This window comes from Dactylosporangium sp. NPDC051541, from assembly GCF_044454505.1.
Lineage (GTDB): Bacteria > Actinomycetota > Actinomycetes > Mycobacteriales > Micromonosporaceae > Dactylosporangium.
In genome coordinates this window covers 177,074-191,861 of sequence record NZ_JBITDU010000001.1, presented here as the reverse complement: position 1 = coordinate 191,861, position 14,788 = coordinate 177,074, and the positions used below count along the sequence as shown (strand labels likewise).

The window sequence follows — 14,788 nt, the reverse complement described above, 5'->3', positions numbered from 1 at the left end:
TTAGATGCTTCTATTTCTGGTCATGATGAGACTGTTGGCCCGTGGGGCCACACTCCTGATGGCGCTCTCCGCCGGCGCCCTGGCCTGGACCGCGCCCGCCAGCGCGGCCATGCCCGACCGCTTCGCGTTCGTGCTCTGGGACGGCACCGCCACCGTCGCCACCGGCACGACCCCCGCCGCGACGACCGTCGTCACCGGCCCGCCCGGCCGCTACCGCATCGTGTTCCCGGGCGCCGCCGCCCCGCGCGGCGTCGTGCACGTGACCGCGATCAACGCCGCCCCGCACTGGTGCCAGGCCAACACCTGGGGTCCGTCCGGCGTTGACGAGGTCGTGTACATCGACTGCTACAAGGCCGGTGGCGCCCCCGACTTCACCCCGTTCACCGCGTTCTTCGAGCGCAGCTCCCCGCCGAACATCGCCATCAACGGCCGCTTCGGCTACGTCGACGCGCAACCGACCGGGGCCCTGGTCGACTCGTTCAACTCGATGGGCGGCCTCAACTCGGTCACGCCCGGCCCGGTCGGCCAGTGGACGGTCAAGTTCCCGGCTCTCGGTACGCCCGGCCCGGTCGACGGCAGCCTGCAGGCCACCGCCGTGTCGCCGACGGCGGCCCGCTGCAAGGTGTTCAAGTGGGCCTCGAACGCGAGCGGCCAGACCGTGCTGGTCGGCTGCTTCGACGCGCTGGGTGCGCCGGTGAACACGCGGTTCACGCTGACGTACCAGTACCAGACCTCGCTGTACGGGGCGTCCTGGCCGCCGAAGTACTTCGGGTACCTCTGGAACCGCCCGCCCCTGGGCCCCGCGTCGACGAACTTCAACTCGACCGGCGGCGTCAACGGCATCGGACCGGCCGGCACAGGCCTGTACCTGCTGAAGTTCCCGAATTTGGCAGTCACCCCCGACACCGTCCAGGTCACCGCGGCCGGCCCGACCTCCGACTTCTGCGGCCTCAACGGCGCGTGGTTCCACTTCCCGCCCGACACCGTCGTCCGCGACGTCAACTGCTTCACCAACGCCGGCACCCCGATCAACACCGGCTTCCTGATCAGCGTCAACTCGCAGTTCTGAAAGCCCTGAGTCAGCTCGGGGTACGGGGGCCAGGGACCGGCCGGGGTCGGTCCCTGATGCCTCCCACCCCCGTCGGCGCCCATGCTTGATGCATCAGATGAGGCACCTTCGAAAGGGAGCGACAATGGAAACCGTCTACGGCACGATGCGTCAGCACGGTCTGGTTCGTCCGACGCACGGCCGGCTGTTGGGCGGTGTCGTCGCCGGACTCGGACAGCGGTTCGGCATCGACCCGTGGCCGGCCCGGCTGCTGTTCGTCCTGATCCTGCTGGCCATCCCCGGCAGCCAGATCCTGATCTACCCGATCCTGTGGATCCTCATGCCGGCCGAGCCCACCCCGGCGCCGTTCGCACCTGAGGCCCAGGCTCCGGTCGTCTGACCCGAAACGAGCGCCCCGGACACCACGCGGTGTCCGGGGCGATTTCGTTCGCTCAGTGCACGTTGAACACGACGGTCACCGTCACCGAGTCCGTGCCGACCAGTCCGCCGCTGTCGAAGGCCTCGAGCCACACGGTCCAGGTCGTGGCGTCGAGCCCCTCATCGAACAGGACGCCGAGCTCGCCCGTGGCGGTCGCGCAGTTCTTCGGCAGCACGATCTGATCGTTTCCGCCGCTCTTCGGCACCGCGCTACCTTCACAGAGCACCTTCTTGGTGCCGCCCGGGCTGTAGGCCGTCCAGCGGTACCGGTCGCCGGTGAGCGTGCCGTCCTGCGGGTCGTGCGCGGTACCCCCGAAATCGAACTTCAATGGCACACCGCCGAGCGACTGCACCCAGAGATCCTTGGTCGGGGTCGTGATCGTCGCTGTCGGTTTGCCGGCGCCGGCGACAACCGTGAACGTCCGGGTTGCCGAGGTCGGACCGGCGGTGAACTTCACGCTGTACGAACCGGGCGTCACCTTGCTGGCCGGCAGCGTCGCTTTGTGCCCGACCGCATTGAAGACGAGCACATTGTTGCGCTTGACCTCCCACTTGGCCTGATTGTCGGGCACCGACTGGAACGTGTCCGGATCGAACGAGACACCGGCCAGGTTGACCGCCTCACCCTCGACGACCTTGATGCCGGCCGGCGGCGAGGAGATCTTCGCCGTTGGCGGCGCGTCGGTGACCGTGATGGTCACTTTGGAGGTGCCAATTTTGCCGGTACTGTCAGTCGCGCTCGCGGTGATCACATGCGTGCCGGGAGCGAGGGGACCCACCGCGGTCTTGGACTCGTGACTGAGCACGCCGGCCTTGTCGCTGGTCCAGGTGATCGGCACCGCGGCGCCCTTGAAGTCCGTCGCCGTGCCCCACAGGTCGACCGTCGCGCCGCTGCTCACCTGCTGGTTCGGGGTCGGCTTGTCGATGACGACCTTCGGCGCTCCGATCGGCACGTTCAGCGCTTTGCCGACCGCGGCGAGCGCGTCGACGCGTCGCTGGCTGCCCGTGACGTCCGCGCCGAGCCCGCCGACGTGCGCGGTTTCGTTGAGGATCTGCCGGATCTGCGGTGCGGTGAGCGCCGGGTTCGCGGCCTTGACCAGCGCGGCGACGCCACCGACGAACGGCGACGCGAAGCTGGTGCCGCAGCCGTTCTTGGTCGCCATTTCCAGCGAGTGCCCCGGATCGGCGAGCACGCGCACGCACATCGGCCCGTAGATCTCCACCGACGTCTGGTTGTCGACCAGCCCGAAGTTGGAGCCGGCCGCTCGCGTGGCGTCGGTGTTCATCCCGCCGACGCACATGACGTGCTTGCTCTCGCACGGCACGAACAGCGTGTCGCTGTCCACCGTCTTGCCGTCGTTCCCGGCCGCCGCGACCATGAGCGCACCGGTCGCCGCAACATGCTGCATCCGTCGATCTGTCCACTTGCGCGCATGAGCAACGCCCAAGTGCACATCGCGCGTGAAGCTCATGTTCACCACGTCCGGGTGCTCGTCCTCGGCCGCCTTCTCGGTCCGGCGCAGGACGGTCCAGTAGTCGAGCCCGTTGCCGACCGCGACCAGCTTCTTGACGACCGGTCCACCCGAGCCGGCGGTACCGTACCCGTTGTCGACTCGCCCAGCCCCGGTCATCGACACGTCCGTGCCGTGCCACGGACACGACGAGTTGTTGCTGCAGCCGTGCGGGTTGCTATCGCCCCAGCTGCCCTTGTGGATGGAGAACTCGTTCGGGAAGTCGTTGTTCGGCGAAAACCCGCCGTCGACGACCATGTACTTGAGCGTCGGCTGCAGCTTCCCCTTCGCCTGCAGCAGCTGCCACGCCGGCGCCACGCCGGTGTCCATGTCCCCACCGGCACGCATGTACGACCACTCGAACACGTTCTTGTTGATGTCCGGTGCCTCGAACACCTGCCCTTGCGCGATGCCGGTCGGCTCGACCAGCCAGTTGACGACGACTTCGGTGCCGGCCTTCCACTCCGAAGCGGCCAGGGCCAGCAGCCGCAGGACCCGCTCATCCCCGGCCCGGTAGGTCCCGCGCTGCCGCGGCTCCGTCGCCAGCAGGTCGGCCGGCAGCTGCGCGGGGTCGGCCTTGGCCACGTTCACCCGGACGAGGTGATCCTGTCCGTCGGCGTCCGCATCGTACGAGTCGAGCACCTGCCCGTCCCACCGTTGCACGAACGCGTCGAGCCCTTGCTGGTCGGCGGTGTGCACCATGACCTCGTCGAGCACGAGTTCGGCCGGCCCCGCGTCCGGAACCTCCAAAACGCCGATTTCGCGGGTACCGGTTGTGCGTCCGACCGGCTCGACCGTGCGCACGCTCGGGTGCAGCCGCGAGTCGACCTCGAACGAAACGCCCGGTGGGTCCGCAGCTCGGGCCGGCGCGGCAATACCCCAGCTCAGGCCGGTAAGCAAGGCACCCGCGAGGGTGGACGCGATCGCCCGGCGGACGGAATTCGGGATCGGCATGACGTCTCCTTCGGTTGTCGGTGGGTTGCTGTGGTGTCGCTGTCGTGTTGCTTCGTGTGCGACATCCGTAGGAGTGCGGCCGCCGGGCAATGCCAACAGTTTTCGGTGGAGGAATTTCTTTCGTGGACGAACTCGCGGACGACGCGACCTTGGTCGCCGCCATGCGCACCGGCGAGCCGTCGGGTTGGGAGGGCGTCTACCGGCGCTACGCCGCCCGCTTGCTCACGTACGCCCGAACGCTCGTCCACGGCGACGACCAGACAGCCGCCGACGCTCTGCACGACGCTTTCCTGAACGCCCGCGAGCACATCGATCAGCTCCGCACACCGGACCAGTTACGTCCGTGGCTGTACGCGATCGTCCGCAACGAGTGCCACCGCCAGACTCGCGCACGAAGCCGCAACGTCCCCCTGGACGCGATCGACGAGCCGGTGGCCGCGGATGTCGACTTGACCCGCCCGGTCGCGGCCGCGCAGGTCCGCGAGCTCGTGCACGCGGCCGCGGACACGCTGAGCCCGGGCGACCGCGAGGTGGTGTACCTGGCGATCCAGCACGACCTGTCAGCTCCGATGGTCGGCCGGGTGCTCGGCCTGGACACGAAAAACGCGCACGCCCGTCTGTCCCGAGCCCGCGGCCAACTGGAACGCGCACTCGGCGCGCTGCTCGTGGCTCGCGGCGGCTCCGCCACCTGTCCAGAACTGGCGGGACTACTCGAAGGCTGGACCGGCAACCTGACACCCCAGCTGCGCAAACGTGTAGCCCGGCACGCGGACAGCTGCGACACGTGCACGGAACTACGCCGAGAACAGCTCAGCCCGGCCGCCCTCCTGGCCGGCTACGCCCCGGTCTTCCTCCCGCTGGACGAGGACCTGTGGCCGAACATCAACGCATCCCTGGTCGCGTTCGAGATCCCGGCCGACACGAACACGATCGAGGTACAGACGGGAACGGTCTACAACACAGGCGACTTCCGCCCGCTCGAGACCGACAATGCCAACCGCCGCCGCCGAGCCCTGACCCTGTCCGGCGCGGCACTGATCCTGCTCCTGATGCTGGGCGTGGCGTTCTGGGCCTTCACCCCGACCGACAACCACAACGCCCCCCAAGCCAACACTTCACCCCGCCCATCAGCCATTCCGGTGGAAACGGTCGCCGCCTCAACCACACCCAACCCGCCCACCGCAACGACAACGACGTCAGCCACAGCAACCCGCTCTGTACCTCCGCCCTCCCCACCCCAGACGCCGACTCCCGCCACGACGACAACCACGACCACGACTGCGACCACGCCCGCCGCCCCAGCCCCGAGCCCGTCGCCCCCAGCCCCGGGCGCCATGATCTTGACCGCCCCGTTCACGGTGACCGCCTACGGCACAACCCCCTGCGACGGCGCCGTATGGACCCTGCTGGTGAGCGCCACAACCGACACCGCCCTGTCCGCCGCCACTGTCACCTGGACCACCCCTGACGGCGCCAGCCACAGCCAGCCCCTGATGGTCAGCGGCCAGTACGCCGCCACGGAGGTACGCGGCCTCCAGGCTGCAACCGCGACCTGGATCGTCCGAGCCACCGCAACCGACGGCCGCACCGCCTCCAGCATCACGAACACCGCCAGGCGCCCCTGCTGAACTACCGCTTCCGGGGCAGGCGCTCCTCGAAGATCTTGCGCAGACTGTCGGGCAGGCCGTCAATTTCGAGCAGGGACGAGAGCTGCTTGGTTTCGGTCATGTACGCCTTGAACGCCGTCGCGATCGTCACCCCGTGCGCGGGCCGGTCCTCCACTGTGATCGGGTCGCCGGCGCAGATCGCGCCCGGCTCCACCACACGCAGATAGGCCCCGGTCCGGTTGGCCCGCGTGAAGGTCTTCAACCAACGCGGTTCCCTCATCTTGTACTGAAACGTCGCACACGGAATGCGCCCGAACGTGGGCTGCAGGACCAGCCGCGGCCCGACCCGCCACCGCTCACCGATGATCGCGCCGTTCACGTCGACCTCCTCGGTGGTGAGATTCTCGCCGAAGAGCCCGTTGGCCAGGCGGCGGCTCAGGCGGGCCTGCCACCAGTCGTAGTCCTCGCGCGCGTAGGCGTACACAGCCTGGTCGTCGCCGCCGTGGTTGTCGGTGTCGAAGATCTGGTCGCCAACGAGACCGCTGTGCAGCCCGGTCTTCTTCGGCCCGGGCGCCCGCACCTCGACCAGGCGGTCAACCGGCTGCTTGTTGATGCCGGTGGTGCCGACGTCCCTCTTGGCCGGGTTGGCCTCGGGTACCGCCAGATTGATCGAGATGATTCGCCCCATTTGGGCAACGTAACCGGCCCGGCCAGCGGCCGCAGCGCATTTACCCCCGATCAGTCGAGCTCGGTCGGGTCGATGCGGGCTTTGAGGTCGGCGTGTTCGGCCAGCAGGTACAGCAGGTTCGAGCCGTCGATGAGCTCGAGTGGCTTGCCGGAGGCGAACTCGTAGGAGGCCGGGCCGTAGCCGCTGGTGGTGACGAGGATCCCCTTTGAGGCGCCCTCGTTCTGGAGCGTGCCGAACAGGTCCCGCACGGCGGAGACGTCGACGGTGTGGCGATACCGTTTCGCCTGGATGACGACCTTGCCACCGAAGATCGGGCGGTGGTCGAACGCGACGCAGTCGACACCGCCGTCGCGAGATGGGCGGGTCTGTTTGGTGTCGAGGCCCATCCGGGTGAACAAGTTTTGAATCAACGCCTCGAATTCGCTGGGCGTGAGCTTCAGCAGGTTCGGGCGCTCGTCCAGGTCGGCCAGCACGTCGACCTCGTCGATAAACCGCTTGTCGACCATGTCGAACTCAAGGACCGGCCGCACCGGAGCGAGGGCCTCGGGGCGCTTCGACACCGAGGCGCTCAAGTGCTGCAGGCAGGCAGCGGGGTCGACCTTGGCCAGGTTGAGCACGCCGTACTGCTCGCGGGTCGTACGGACCGTGATCAAGCACGGCCGGACACCCTGGCCGGTGCGCGGGTCGGTGGTGTCGACCACGCCGTTGAACGCGATTGTCTCGACCAGGCCGCCGCGGTCGGCCTCGAACAGCTCGTGGAGCGTCCGCAGCGTCACCTGGGTGACTACCGAGGTGTACCGCTCCTTGATTTCCTTGGCCGTGCGCGCGGACGACGTCACTTCGTCGCGGGTCTTGACGTAGCGGTACTCCCGGACGGGCGGGACGACCTCCAGCGGCGGCAACTCGTACTCCACGACGAGCTGGCAGGACTCCGGCACGTAGGCCAGCCGGTAGTTCTGCGGGAAGTCGTCGGGGTACACGGAGTTGGACAGCACCATGCCGAAGTAGTCGACGACCGCCTCCGGCTCACCGGCCTGGAACGCGGCCGTGAACCGGTCTATCTCGGCATTGGTGGCCGCGAGCTCGGCCTCGGCCTGCTGACGCTGCTGCTGGTACTGCCCGTTGGCGGCGGCCACTCGGCGCTGCCGGTCGGTCTCGACGGCGGCGTGCTGGGCTTGCGCGAATTGATACTGGGAGCGGGCCGCGGCCAGCTGCTGCTCGTGCTTCGACTGGCCGAACATCTTGCTCAACCCGGTCGGAGCGGGAGGCTCGAACCGCCGCCAGTCCGGTGGAGGCAGCGGCACCCCCAGATGGCCCGGGTCGAACGGCGCGAACCGGAACGGCTTCTTCAGGCGGGCGAGATCCACGTGATCGTCCACCGTGAGGGTCGCCTGCAGCAGGCCTTCGAGCTCCTCCAGGTGCGCCTGCAGGTCGGCGTTGTCGGCGGCGACTTCGGCCGCCCGGGCTTCGAGGTACAGACGTTTACGCTCGCGCTCGTCCGCCACCGCGGCTCGCTGCGCCGCCTTCATCGCCTGCTCGGCCGCCCGGTGCATGGCCTGCTGCTGCCGCACGTATGCGGTCTGCGCGCGTTGCTGCGCCCGGACCTGCTGCGCGTGTGCCCGTTGAATCTGCGCAAGGATGCCCCGCCGCCGCGCCACTCGCCCTCCCAGACCTCGTGAAGCGGCCACACGCTACCGGAACGTGCGCGCCTTCATCACCGGCCGAATTGACGACGTCATTCCGGGTAATGGGCGCGGCGTCCGCGGTCGTCGCCGCGGACGCCGGTCCGTTCAGGCCTCGTCCGACGGGTACTCGCGGCGGCGGTGGCGGCGGATGGGGAGTTCCGCTGCCCGCTCGAGGCGGTTCGAGTCTCGCGTGGGGACGCCGTTGTCCCGGTCCGACTGGGGGCTGAGCTGGTCGTTCCGCGTCACGTCGCGATCCATGACGCCCTCCTCAACGGGAGCCCGTGCCATTGTGTAATCCCATCATCGCAGTCTGCAATTGCAAGCGCCAGCGGTCGTTTAGCACGTTGTGCTATCGCGGCGACTGAGCGTCGCGCAACGCCTGCTCGATGACGTTCCGAGTCTCGTTCGGCTTGCCGGCCGCCACGTTGATACGAGTCATCGCCTCGCGGTACGGATCCAGCTCTTCCCGCTCGGTGAAGAACAGCGCGCTGTCGATCTGCTCGAGGTAGACGACGTCCGGCATGTGCTCGTTGCGCAGGCGCAGGATCGAGAACGAGTTGCCCATGCCCACGTGTCCCCCGGCCGCGGACAGCAAGATCTGGATCCGCATGTGCCGCTGCTCGTTGGCCTCGATCAGCGACTCGAGTTGTTCGCGCATCACCAGCGGACCGCCGATCTGCTTGCGGAGCGCCGCCTCGTCGATCACGGCCCAGATGTGGGGAGAGCGCTGTTCGTGCAGGATTTCCTGACGCCGCATGCGCACTTCGACCCGGCGCCGGACCTCGGCCTCGTCGACGTACCACTGGCGCATCACGGCCTCGGCGTAGGCGCGCGTCTGCAGGATGCCAGGAATGAAATGCACCTCGTAGGTGCGGATGACCTCGGCGGCCGACTCCAGCACGAGGTACGAGCAGAACCAGTCGGCAAGCACATCGCGGTGCGGGTACCACCACTGACGATCGCCGGCTCGGCGGGTCAGGTCGAGGATGGCCCGGCACTCGGCGCCGGTGACCCGGTACAGCGCGAGCAGGCGCTCCAGGTCGTCCTCCTTGACCTTGACGTTGCCGCACTCGATCCAGCTGATCTTCGACTCATGGGCACCGATGTGCTGGCCGGCGACGGCCGGACTGATGTTCCGCGCGACACGGAACGCTCGAAGTTGACGGCCGATCATCCCCCAGACTGCTTGAGGGCGAGCGGTCGGCGTAGACAGCGTCGTCACGGGCAGTATCGTGCCGCCCGGTCAGGACAATGTGCAAGGGCATCTGCACGTTTGCATGCACGTGCAGATGCCCTTCTACGAGAGCTCAGCCCATCGACTTCTTGCCGTCGATCGACTCGCGGATGATGTCCGCGTGGCCGGCGTGCTGCGCGGTCTCGGCCACGATGTGCGTGAACACACGGCGGGCAGAGCGGCGGGCGCCCGGCTGGAACCAGGGGGCCGGCGGGAGCTCGTGGGACGAGTCCAGATCGACCGTGCGGACCAGCTCATCGGTTTCGGCGGCGATCTCGGAGTACCGCTGCAGGATCCTCTCCAGGCTCTCGCCCGGGAGCATCTTGAAGTCGTTGGCCCACTTCTCCCAGCCGGCCTGCTCGGTCGGGGGCGCGACCGCCGCCGGGCCGTCCACGACGAACCGCGCCCAGCCCAGCTCGATCTCCCCGACGTGCTTGATCAGGCCGCCGAGGGTCAGTTCGCTCACCGTCGGGCGCAGCTGTGCCTGCTCGTCGGTCAGGCCCTGCACGGTGTTGCGCAGGAAGTAGCGGGCCGTGCCGAGCGACTCGAGCAGATCTGCACGTTCGCCGGTGAGCGTCTGAGCGGTCATCGTGATCATCCCAATCAACAGGCGGAGAAGCGGTCAGGAAGAACGTTAGGCCGAGATGCGGTCAGCTTCTGGCCGCTTCCGCACGACCCACAGGGCCGATCCGTAGAGGGCCAGGCCGAGCAGGATGAAGCCCATCGCCACCGCATAGTTCCACGGTGCGGGCAGGTACGTGGCCAGGAACCACGAGTTGTCCGTCTTCCCGTTGGCCACGAAGAGCAGCGCGACGATCCCCTGCGGGAACAGCGGGATGGCACCGAACCCGAAGCCCAGACCGGCGATGTTCTTGCGCACTTTTGAAAGCTCCTCGAAGCGCATGATCGAAGTTGAAGAAGCCGCCTTCTTACCTGTACGCATTGTGTCCAGCAGTTCCGGGCCGTGCGACAGAAGGCGACGTTCGGCGAGCAGACCGAACAGCCAGTAGCACAGGCCGCCGGTGAGCAGGCCGACCGCGACGCCGGCCCAGCCGAACCAGTACGCGGCCAGGCCCGCCGGCGCGCCCGTCGCCAGCACGAGCGCCAGCATCAGGTACGCCAGACCGGTGAGCCCGCCCTCGTCCTCGCTGGTCCGCAGTGGGTTGCCCGAGCGGCGGTGCGGGTCGGTGCCGGGGACCAGGGCATAGACGGAGACGAGCGGCACCAGGCCGGCCGCACCGCCGAGCAGCGCGGGCAGCAGGGCCAGGATCAGCGGCCACGGTCCACCGGTGATCGCCGTGCAGGTCACGGTGATGATGATCGCGATGACGCCCTGGGTGGTGATCCAGGCCAGCTGGCGGCCGCGGACGTCGGTCGCGCCGGGCGTCATCATCGTCAGCCACAGCGCGGTGCCGTCGGTCCCGTACAGGTTGGAGGCCATGCCGGCGGCCATGACGACGAAGATCGGCCCGGCGTACGGCAGCATCCCGTTCCAGCCCACGATCAGCGGGCTGGCGGCGAACCAGACGCCGTAGGCCAGGGCGAATGCCAGCTGGTGGCTGCGGACGAGATCGCGCGACCAGGTGCGGAACTCCTTGGCGACAACTGCACCGGCGGCCGTCCCGGCGGTGATCGGGCGCCGTCCGCGTCCGGAGACTCGTGGCCGTCCGGCCCGCCGACCGAGCAGCAATGCCCACAGTGCGAGCAGGACCAGTACCAGTGCCGCCAGAGCCGCAAGGAAAATCCACTCACCGCGGACCGCGCGCAGGCCCCAAGCCGACGGCATCCACCACACGGCGGCCGGCGTCCCGCTCACGCCGAACGCGACCATGAACACCCAGATCTGTCCGAGAGACGAAAGGATTACGCCGTTGATGACGCCGGCGGCGATCGCTCCGACCCGTGACCGCAGTGCGATCCCGACAACCGCGACGGCGATCTTCGACAAAAGAACAAAAACCGAAAGCTGCAGAAGCATCGCTGGTACTGCGACAAGGGCGTTCAGCGCACCAACGCGCGTCCCGGCGACAATCAGCCCGGCCAGCGCACCGAATGTGACAAGCGGAGCGACACCGACGAACGACGCGGTGAGCAGCCCGGTGGCGAGCCGGCGGGGCGAGAGGCCGAGTATGGAGAAGTACTCCGGACGCAGCGTTTCGTCGCCGCCACCCATGAACACCGGGCCGAGCATCCAGCCGAGCAGCCACACGGCGAGGGCCGCGGCGAGCCAGTCCGGGTTGAGGTAGCCGAGGTAGGCGGTGCCGCCCGCGAGGAGCACACCGATCGCGGCGCCGGTGCCGGCCATCTGGGCCCGCTGTCCGCGATACGAGTGCCGCATCACCGCGAGCTTCATCTGCGCCATGGTCAACGCGACAGCCACGACAGCTCCCCTTTCGAGTTGGTCCGCTCCCCGCCGACCAGTTGCACGAACGTCTCTTCGAGGGTGTTCGCGCCGCGCACCGCGTCGAGCGGGCCGGCCGCGACGACCTTGCCGTTGTCGACCACCCCGACGTTGTCGCAGAGCTGCTCGACCAGCGCCATGACGTGGCTGGACAGCACGATCGACCCGCCGGCGGCGACGAACCCGCGCAGGATCGTCTTGATGGTTGCCGCCGACACCGGGTCGACGGCTTCGAACGGCTCGTCGAGCACCAGCAGCCGTGGCGCGTGCAGCAGTGCGGTGGCGAGCCCGATCTTTTTGCGCATGCCGGTGGAGTACTCCACCACGAGCGTGCGCTCGGCGTTGTCCAGTTCGAGCACCGCCAGCAGCTCGTCGGCCCGCTGCGCGACGACCTCTTTGCGCATCCCGCGCAGCAGGCCCAGGTAGGTCAGCACCTCCCGGCCGGTGAGCCGCTCGGGCATCGCCAGACCGTCGGGCAGTACCCCCACCAGGGCTTTTGCGTTGTTGGAGTCCGTCCACACGTCGGCTCCGAAAATCCGCGCCGACCCGCCGTCGGGCCGCAGCAGCCCCACCGCCATGGAGAGCGTGGTGGTCTTGCCGGCCCCGTTCTGCCCGACGAGCCCGTAGAACGAGCCCTGCGGTACAACCAGATCGATCGCGTCGACGGCGACCTTGTCCCCGAATCGCTTGGTCAGCCCGGCAATCTCGAGCGCCGGTTGCATGTCGTGTGGCATGCGATAAATCTAAAGATCTTCACGTGTCGACGGATTGAGGATGGATTCCGACCTGGGGGTGCAGTTTTCTACACCCCCAGTGGTCGCGTCGCCATGTCCCCGCCGACCAGTCTGTCCTCCGGCTTCGGCGGTTCGACGTCGTCCTTGAACCGCTCGGCGTCGTCTTTGGGCTCGTATCCGATCGCGCGGCCGCCCGCGTCCGACCACCAGCGCCGGGTGTTCGCTGAGACACCCCAGACCAGCCGGAACCCGGTCGCGTGGAGGGCAGCGTCGACCAGCCGCCCGGCGTCGTCGGGCGACAGCCAGGTGGCCAGGTCGCGGGCGTGCTGGGGCCGCTCGGTGCAGGTCCCGATGCGGAGGCAGACGACGTGCAGCCCGTACCGGTCGTGGTAGAGCCGCCCGAGCGCCTCCATGGCCGCCTTACTCCACCCGTAGTACGAGTCGGGCCGCGGCGCGATGTCGTCAGCGAGCATGTCGCCGCCGCGCACGCCGTCGGTTTGCACGCGCACGTCGCCGCCGCGCATGTGGTCGCCGCGCGCGTGCATGTCGCCGCCGCGCGCGTGCATGCCGCCGCCGCGCGCGTGCATGCCGCCGCCGCGCCCGTGCATGTCGCCGCCGTGCATGTCGTCACCGCGCACGTGCAAACCGACGGCGTGATTGCTCGACGCGAGCACGACGCGCGGGACGTTCATCTCGTGCGCCGCTTGCAGAACTCGCTCAGTCCCGCGCACGTTCACGGCGAGCACATCCTCGAACGGCCCTTCGCTCGCGATCCCGCCGAGGTGCACGATCGCGTCCACGCCAGCGCACATTCGCGCAACCGCGGCGCCGTCAGTAACGTCGAGCGCCGCCACCCCCGCCTCGGCTTCCACGTCGGTGAGCCGCAGGTCGTGGTGCTGGAGCCGCTCGCGCAGCATGTGCCCGATCGCGCCGGAAGCGCCCGTCATAAGAACAACCGCCATGTCGTCCTGTGTTGCCCAGCGCCCGGCCGCTTACTCCGACCCGGCGGCCAGCTCGACATGCTCCGACCCGGCGGCCAACTCCCCTCACTCCGGTCCGACCGCCAGCTCAACTCGCTTCGGTCCCGGCCGGCAGCTCCGGTCCGGCCCAGCAGCTCGGCTTACTCCGGCCCGGCCGCCAGCTCGACCCGAGACGAGATGTTGAGCTTCTGAAAGATCCGCCGCAGATGGAAGTTGACCGTATGCGTCGAGATGCCCAGTCGAGTCGCGATCTGCCGGTTCGTCAGGCCCTTGCGGACCAGATCCGCCACCGATCGCTCACGTTCGCTCAGCGTCTGCCAGCCCGTCTTCTCGGTCAGCGTGATCGCGACGACGACAATCTCCGCGTCGCCCGGCAGGTCGGTTACGACCACCGGGTTGAGGCCCGCCGAACGCAGGCCCTCCAGGATGGCTTCCAGGGCGGCGCCGCCGACCACGCGACGCTCATCAGACATTGCGACCATCTGGCTCACCTCGTCATCGCGGCGGCGCGACTCGCTCGCCACCAGGGGATATTCGCCGGAAATGCTGACGGACCGGGACGCTGCGCTCGTGGGCTCGTGCATGGGGTCCCCCTCGACTCCCTAGAACCGGACACTGAGCAATTACTGGAACTTACTGGAAGATACTGGAGGCACGCAAGCGCCCAATCTGGAGAGAAGTGGGGATTGCTGGAAATTACTGGGAGGGGTACCGTCAAACGTATGTCGGAGGCCGCAGAGGAGCTCGAACAGCAGCTCACAGCCCTGCGCACCGAGATTCGGCAGGCCACCGCAGCCGGCGACTGGCCGCGCGTCCGCATGCTCCGAGCCCAGCAGCAGGCCCTCGACGAGGAGTGGGAAGCGGCCCTGGCCGAGCTGGCGCCGGCCACCATCCCCGCACCCCGGGAGAGCGGTTCGCTGCTGCCGTTGCGCGAGCAGGTGCACAGCGCGCTGACGCTCCTGAGCGTGGCGGCCGCACCCAAGTTGATCGCTCAGGTGTACAACGCCTGCTTCGGCGGCGACATCAACGGAGCGAAGCTCACCAGCCTGCGCCGTGACGAAGAGCGTTCGTTTCGCGCAGCCCCGTTCTCCCGGCCGTATTACCTGTGCGCCGCGCTCACCGCCGATCGGTTCGCGCCGGTCCGCGGCCTCCTCGCGATCTCGACCTGGCCGCTCGAGCAGCGCATCGTCGGAGCCCTCAGCCCCCGTGTCGACTTCCTCCGGGCGGCGGTCAGCATCGCGGAACACGTCCACCGCCTTGCCGATACCGACCGGGCCACCGCGCGCCTACTGTGGCTGTTCGCGGAGAACATCCCCGGCGCCGCGGACGGGATCGGCCAGGCCAAGCCGCATGCCGTCATCCGCGCCGCCAACGCGGAGCTGGAGACCCACGAGCCGATCGACCGGTCGCACCGCGAAGCGGCCGCCGCCAGGGCCCGGGCCCAGCTCGACGACGCCGGTCAGCTGTTCGGCGTCAACCTGAAAGTGGTGCCACGGACCGGTACCTGA

Annotated in this window: 14 protein-coding genes; 4 read left to right on the top strand and 10 right to left on the bottom strand. The window is 68.5% G+C overall.

Features of this window, described 5'->3' with window-relative positions; translation table 11 throughout:
* Nucleotides 1–22 precede the first annotated feature (22 nt).
* Together ACIA8L_RS00890 and ACIA8L_RS00885 are read left to right on the top strand one after the other, a co-directional pair.
* A complete protein-coding gene (locus ACIA8L_RS00890) occupies nucleotides 23–1,069 on the top strand; it encodes a hypothetical protein (protein ID WP_395899039.1) in 1,047 nt (348 codons plus the stop codon).
* A gap of 124 nt (nucleotides 1,070–1,193) precedes the next feature.
* The gene (locus tag ACIA8L_RS00885) at nucleotides 1,194–1,448 is read left to right on the top strand and encodes a PspC domain-containing protein (RefSeq protein ID WP_395899037.1); all 255 of its coding nucleotides are present in this window, start codon (nucleotides 1,194–1,196) and stop codon (nucleotides 1,446–1,448) included.
* A gap of 52 nt (nucleotides 1,449–1,500) precedes the next feature.
* On the opposite strand, the gene ACIA8L_RS00880 is transcribed toward ACIA8L_RS00885, so the two are convergent.
* The gene (locus tag ACIA8L_RS00880) at nucleotides 1,501–3,951 is read right to left on the bottom strand and encodes a S8 family serine peptidase (protein ID WP_395899035.1); all 2,451 of its coding nucleotides are present in this window, start codon (nucleotides 3,949–3,951) and stop codon (nucleotides 1,501–1,503) included.
* A gap of 122 nt (nucleotides 3,952–4,073) precedes the next feature.
* Here ACIA8L_RS00880 and ACIA8L_RS00875 point away from each other — a divergent pair, with 122 nt between their 5' ends.
* A complete protein-coding gene (locus ACIA8L_RS00875) occupies nucleotides 4,074–5,579 on the top strand; it encodes an RNA polymerase sigma factor (RefSeq protein ID WP_395899033.1) in 1,506 nt (501 codons plus the stop codon).
* Between the two features lies 1 nt (nucleotide 5,580).
* Here ACIA8L_RS00875 and ACIA8L_RS00870 read toward each other — a convergent pair whose 3' ends face one another.
* The 9 genes from ACIA8L_RS00870 to ACIA8L_RS00830 form a co-directional block, all read right to left on the bottom strand.
* The gene (locus ACIA8L_RS00870; RefSeq protein WP_395899032.1) at nucleotides 5,581–6,246 is read right to left on the bottom strand and encodes an MOSC domain-containing protein; all 666 of its coding nucleotides are present in this window, start codon (nucleotides 6,244–6,246) and stop codon (nucleotides 5,581–5,583) included.
* Nucleotides 6,247–6,296: 50 nt separating this feature from the next.
* The gene (locus ACIA8L_RS00865) at nucleotides 6,297–7,904 is read right to left on the bottom strand and encodes a restriction endonuclease (protein WP_395899030.1); all 1,608 of its coding nucleotides are present in this window, start codon (nucleotides 7,902–7,904) and stop codon (nucleotides 6,297–6,299) included.
* A gap of 132 nt (nucleotides 7,905–8,036) precedes the next feature.
* Nucleotides 8,037–8,189 carry a hypothetical protein gene (locus tag ACIA8L_RS00860; RefSeq protein WP_395899028.1) on the bottom strand — a complete coding sequence of 51 codons (153 nt, stop codon included), beginning with the start codon at nucleotides 8,187–8,189 and terminating at the stop codon, nucleotides 8,037–8,039.
* A gap of 91 nt (nucleotides 8,190–8,280) precedes the next feature.
* Nucleotides 8,281–9,153 carry a helix-turn-helix domain-containing protein gene (locus tag ACIA8L_RS00855; protein WP_395899026.1) on the bottom strand — a complete coding sequence of 291 codons (873 nt, stop codon included), beginning with the start codon at nucleotides 9,151–9,153 and terminating at the stop codon, nucleotides 8,281–8,283.
* An 85-nt stretch (nucleotides 9,154–9,238) separates the two neighbouring features.
* Nucleotides 9,239–9,754: a DinB family protein gene (locus ACIA8L_RS00850; protein WP_395899024.1), complete on the bottom strand. Its 516-nt coding sequence runs from the start codon at nucleotides 9,752–9,754 to the stop codon at nucleotides 9,239–9,241.
* A gap of 45 nt (nucleotides 9,755–9,799) precedes the next feature.
* Complete coding sequence (locus ACIA8L_RS00845; protein ID WP_395899022.1) at nucleotides 9,800–11,545, bottom strand: hypothetical protein; 1,746 nt, start codon at nucleotides 11,543–11,545, stop codon at nucleotides 9,800–9,802.
* Nucleotides 11,530–12,300: an ABC transporter ATP-binding protein gene (locus ACIA8L_RS00840; protein WP_395899020.1), complete on the bottom strand. Its 771-nt coding sequence runs from the start codon at nucleotides 12,298–12,300 to the stop codon at nucleotides 11,530–11,532. Before ACIA8L_RS00840 ends, ACIA8L_RS00845 begins: the two co-directional genes overlap by 16 nt.
* A gap of 68 nt (nucleotides 12,301–12,368) precedes the next feature.
* The gene (locus ACIA8L_RS00835; protein WP_395901654.1) at nucleotides 12,369–13,247 is read right to left on the bottom strand and encodes an NAD-dependent epimerase/dehydratase family protein; all 879 of its coding nucleotides are present in this window, start codon (nucleotides 13,245–13,247) and stop codon (nucleotides 12,369–12,371) included.
* Nucleotides 13,248–13,420: 173 nt separating this feature from the next.
* Nucleotides 13,421–13,864: a LuxR family transcriptional regulator gene (locus ACIA8L_RS00830; protein ID WP_395899018.1), complete on the bottom strand. Its 444-nt coding sequence runs from the start codon at nucleotides 13,862–13,864 to the stop codon at nucleotides 13,421–13,423.
* A 138-nt stretch (nucleotides 13,865–14,002) separates the two neighbouring features.
* On the opposite strand from ACIA8L_RS00830, the gene ACIA8L_RS00825 reads away from it, so the two are divergent.
* On the top strand, nucleotides 14,003–14,788 hold the full coding sequence (locus tag ACIA8L_RS00825; RefSeq protein ID WP_395899016.1) for a hypothetical protein: 786 nt from the start codon (nucleotides 14,003–14,005) through the stop codon (nucleotides 14,786–14,788).

Excerpts from the sequence above, each read along its gene's own strand:
- ACIA8L_RS00825 (WP_395899016.1), top strand. The coding sequence starts at position 14,003 with ATGTCGGAGGCCGCAGAGGAGCTCGAACAGCAGCTCACAGCCCTGCGC.
- ACIA8L_RS00890 (WP_395899039.1), top strand. The coding sequence starts at position 23 with ATGATGAGACTGTTGGCCCGTGGGGCCACACTCCTGATGGCGCTCTCC.
- ACIA8L_RS00840 (WP_395899020.1), bottom strand. The coding sequence starts at position 12,300 with ATGCCACACGACATGCAACCGGCGCTCGAGATTGCCGGGCTGACCAAG.
- ACIA8L_RS00885 (WP_395899037.1), top strand. The coding sequence starts at position 1,194 with ATGGAAACCGTCTACGGCACGATGCGTCAGCACGGTCTGGTTCGTCCG.
- ACIA8L_RS00830 (WP_395899018.1), bottom strand. The coding sequence starts at position 13,864 with ATGCACGAGCCCACGAGCGCAGCGTCCCGGTCCGTCAGCATTTCCGGC.
- ACIA8L_RS00860 (WP_395899028.1), bottom strand. The coding sequence starts at position 8,189 with ATGGATCGCGACGTGACGCGGAACGACCAGCTCAGCCCCCAGTCGGAC.
- ACIA8L_RS00870 (WP_395899032.1), bottom strand. The coding sequence starts at position 6,246 with ATGGGGCGAATCATCTCGATCAATCTGGCGGTACCCGAGGCCAACCCG.
- ACIA8L_RS00850 (WP_395899024.1), bottom strand. The coding sequence starts at position 9,754 with ATGACCGCTCAGACGCTCACCGGCGAACGTGCAGATCTGCTCGAGTCG.
- ACIA8L_RS00880 (WP_395899035.1), bottom strand. The coding sequence starts at position 3,951 with ATGCCGATCCCGAATTCCGTCCGCCGGGCGATCGCGTCCACCCTCGCG.
- ACIA8L_RS00835 (WP_395901654.1), bottom strand. The coding sequence starts at position 13,247 with ATGACGGGCGCTTCCGGCGCGATCGGGCACATGCTGCGCGAGCGGCTC.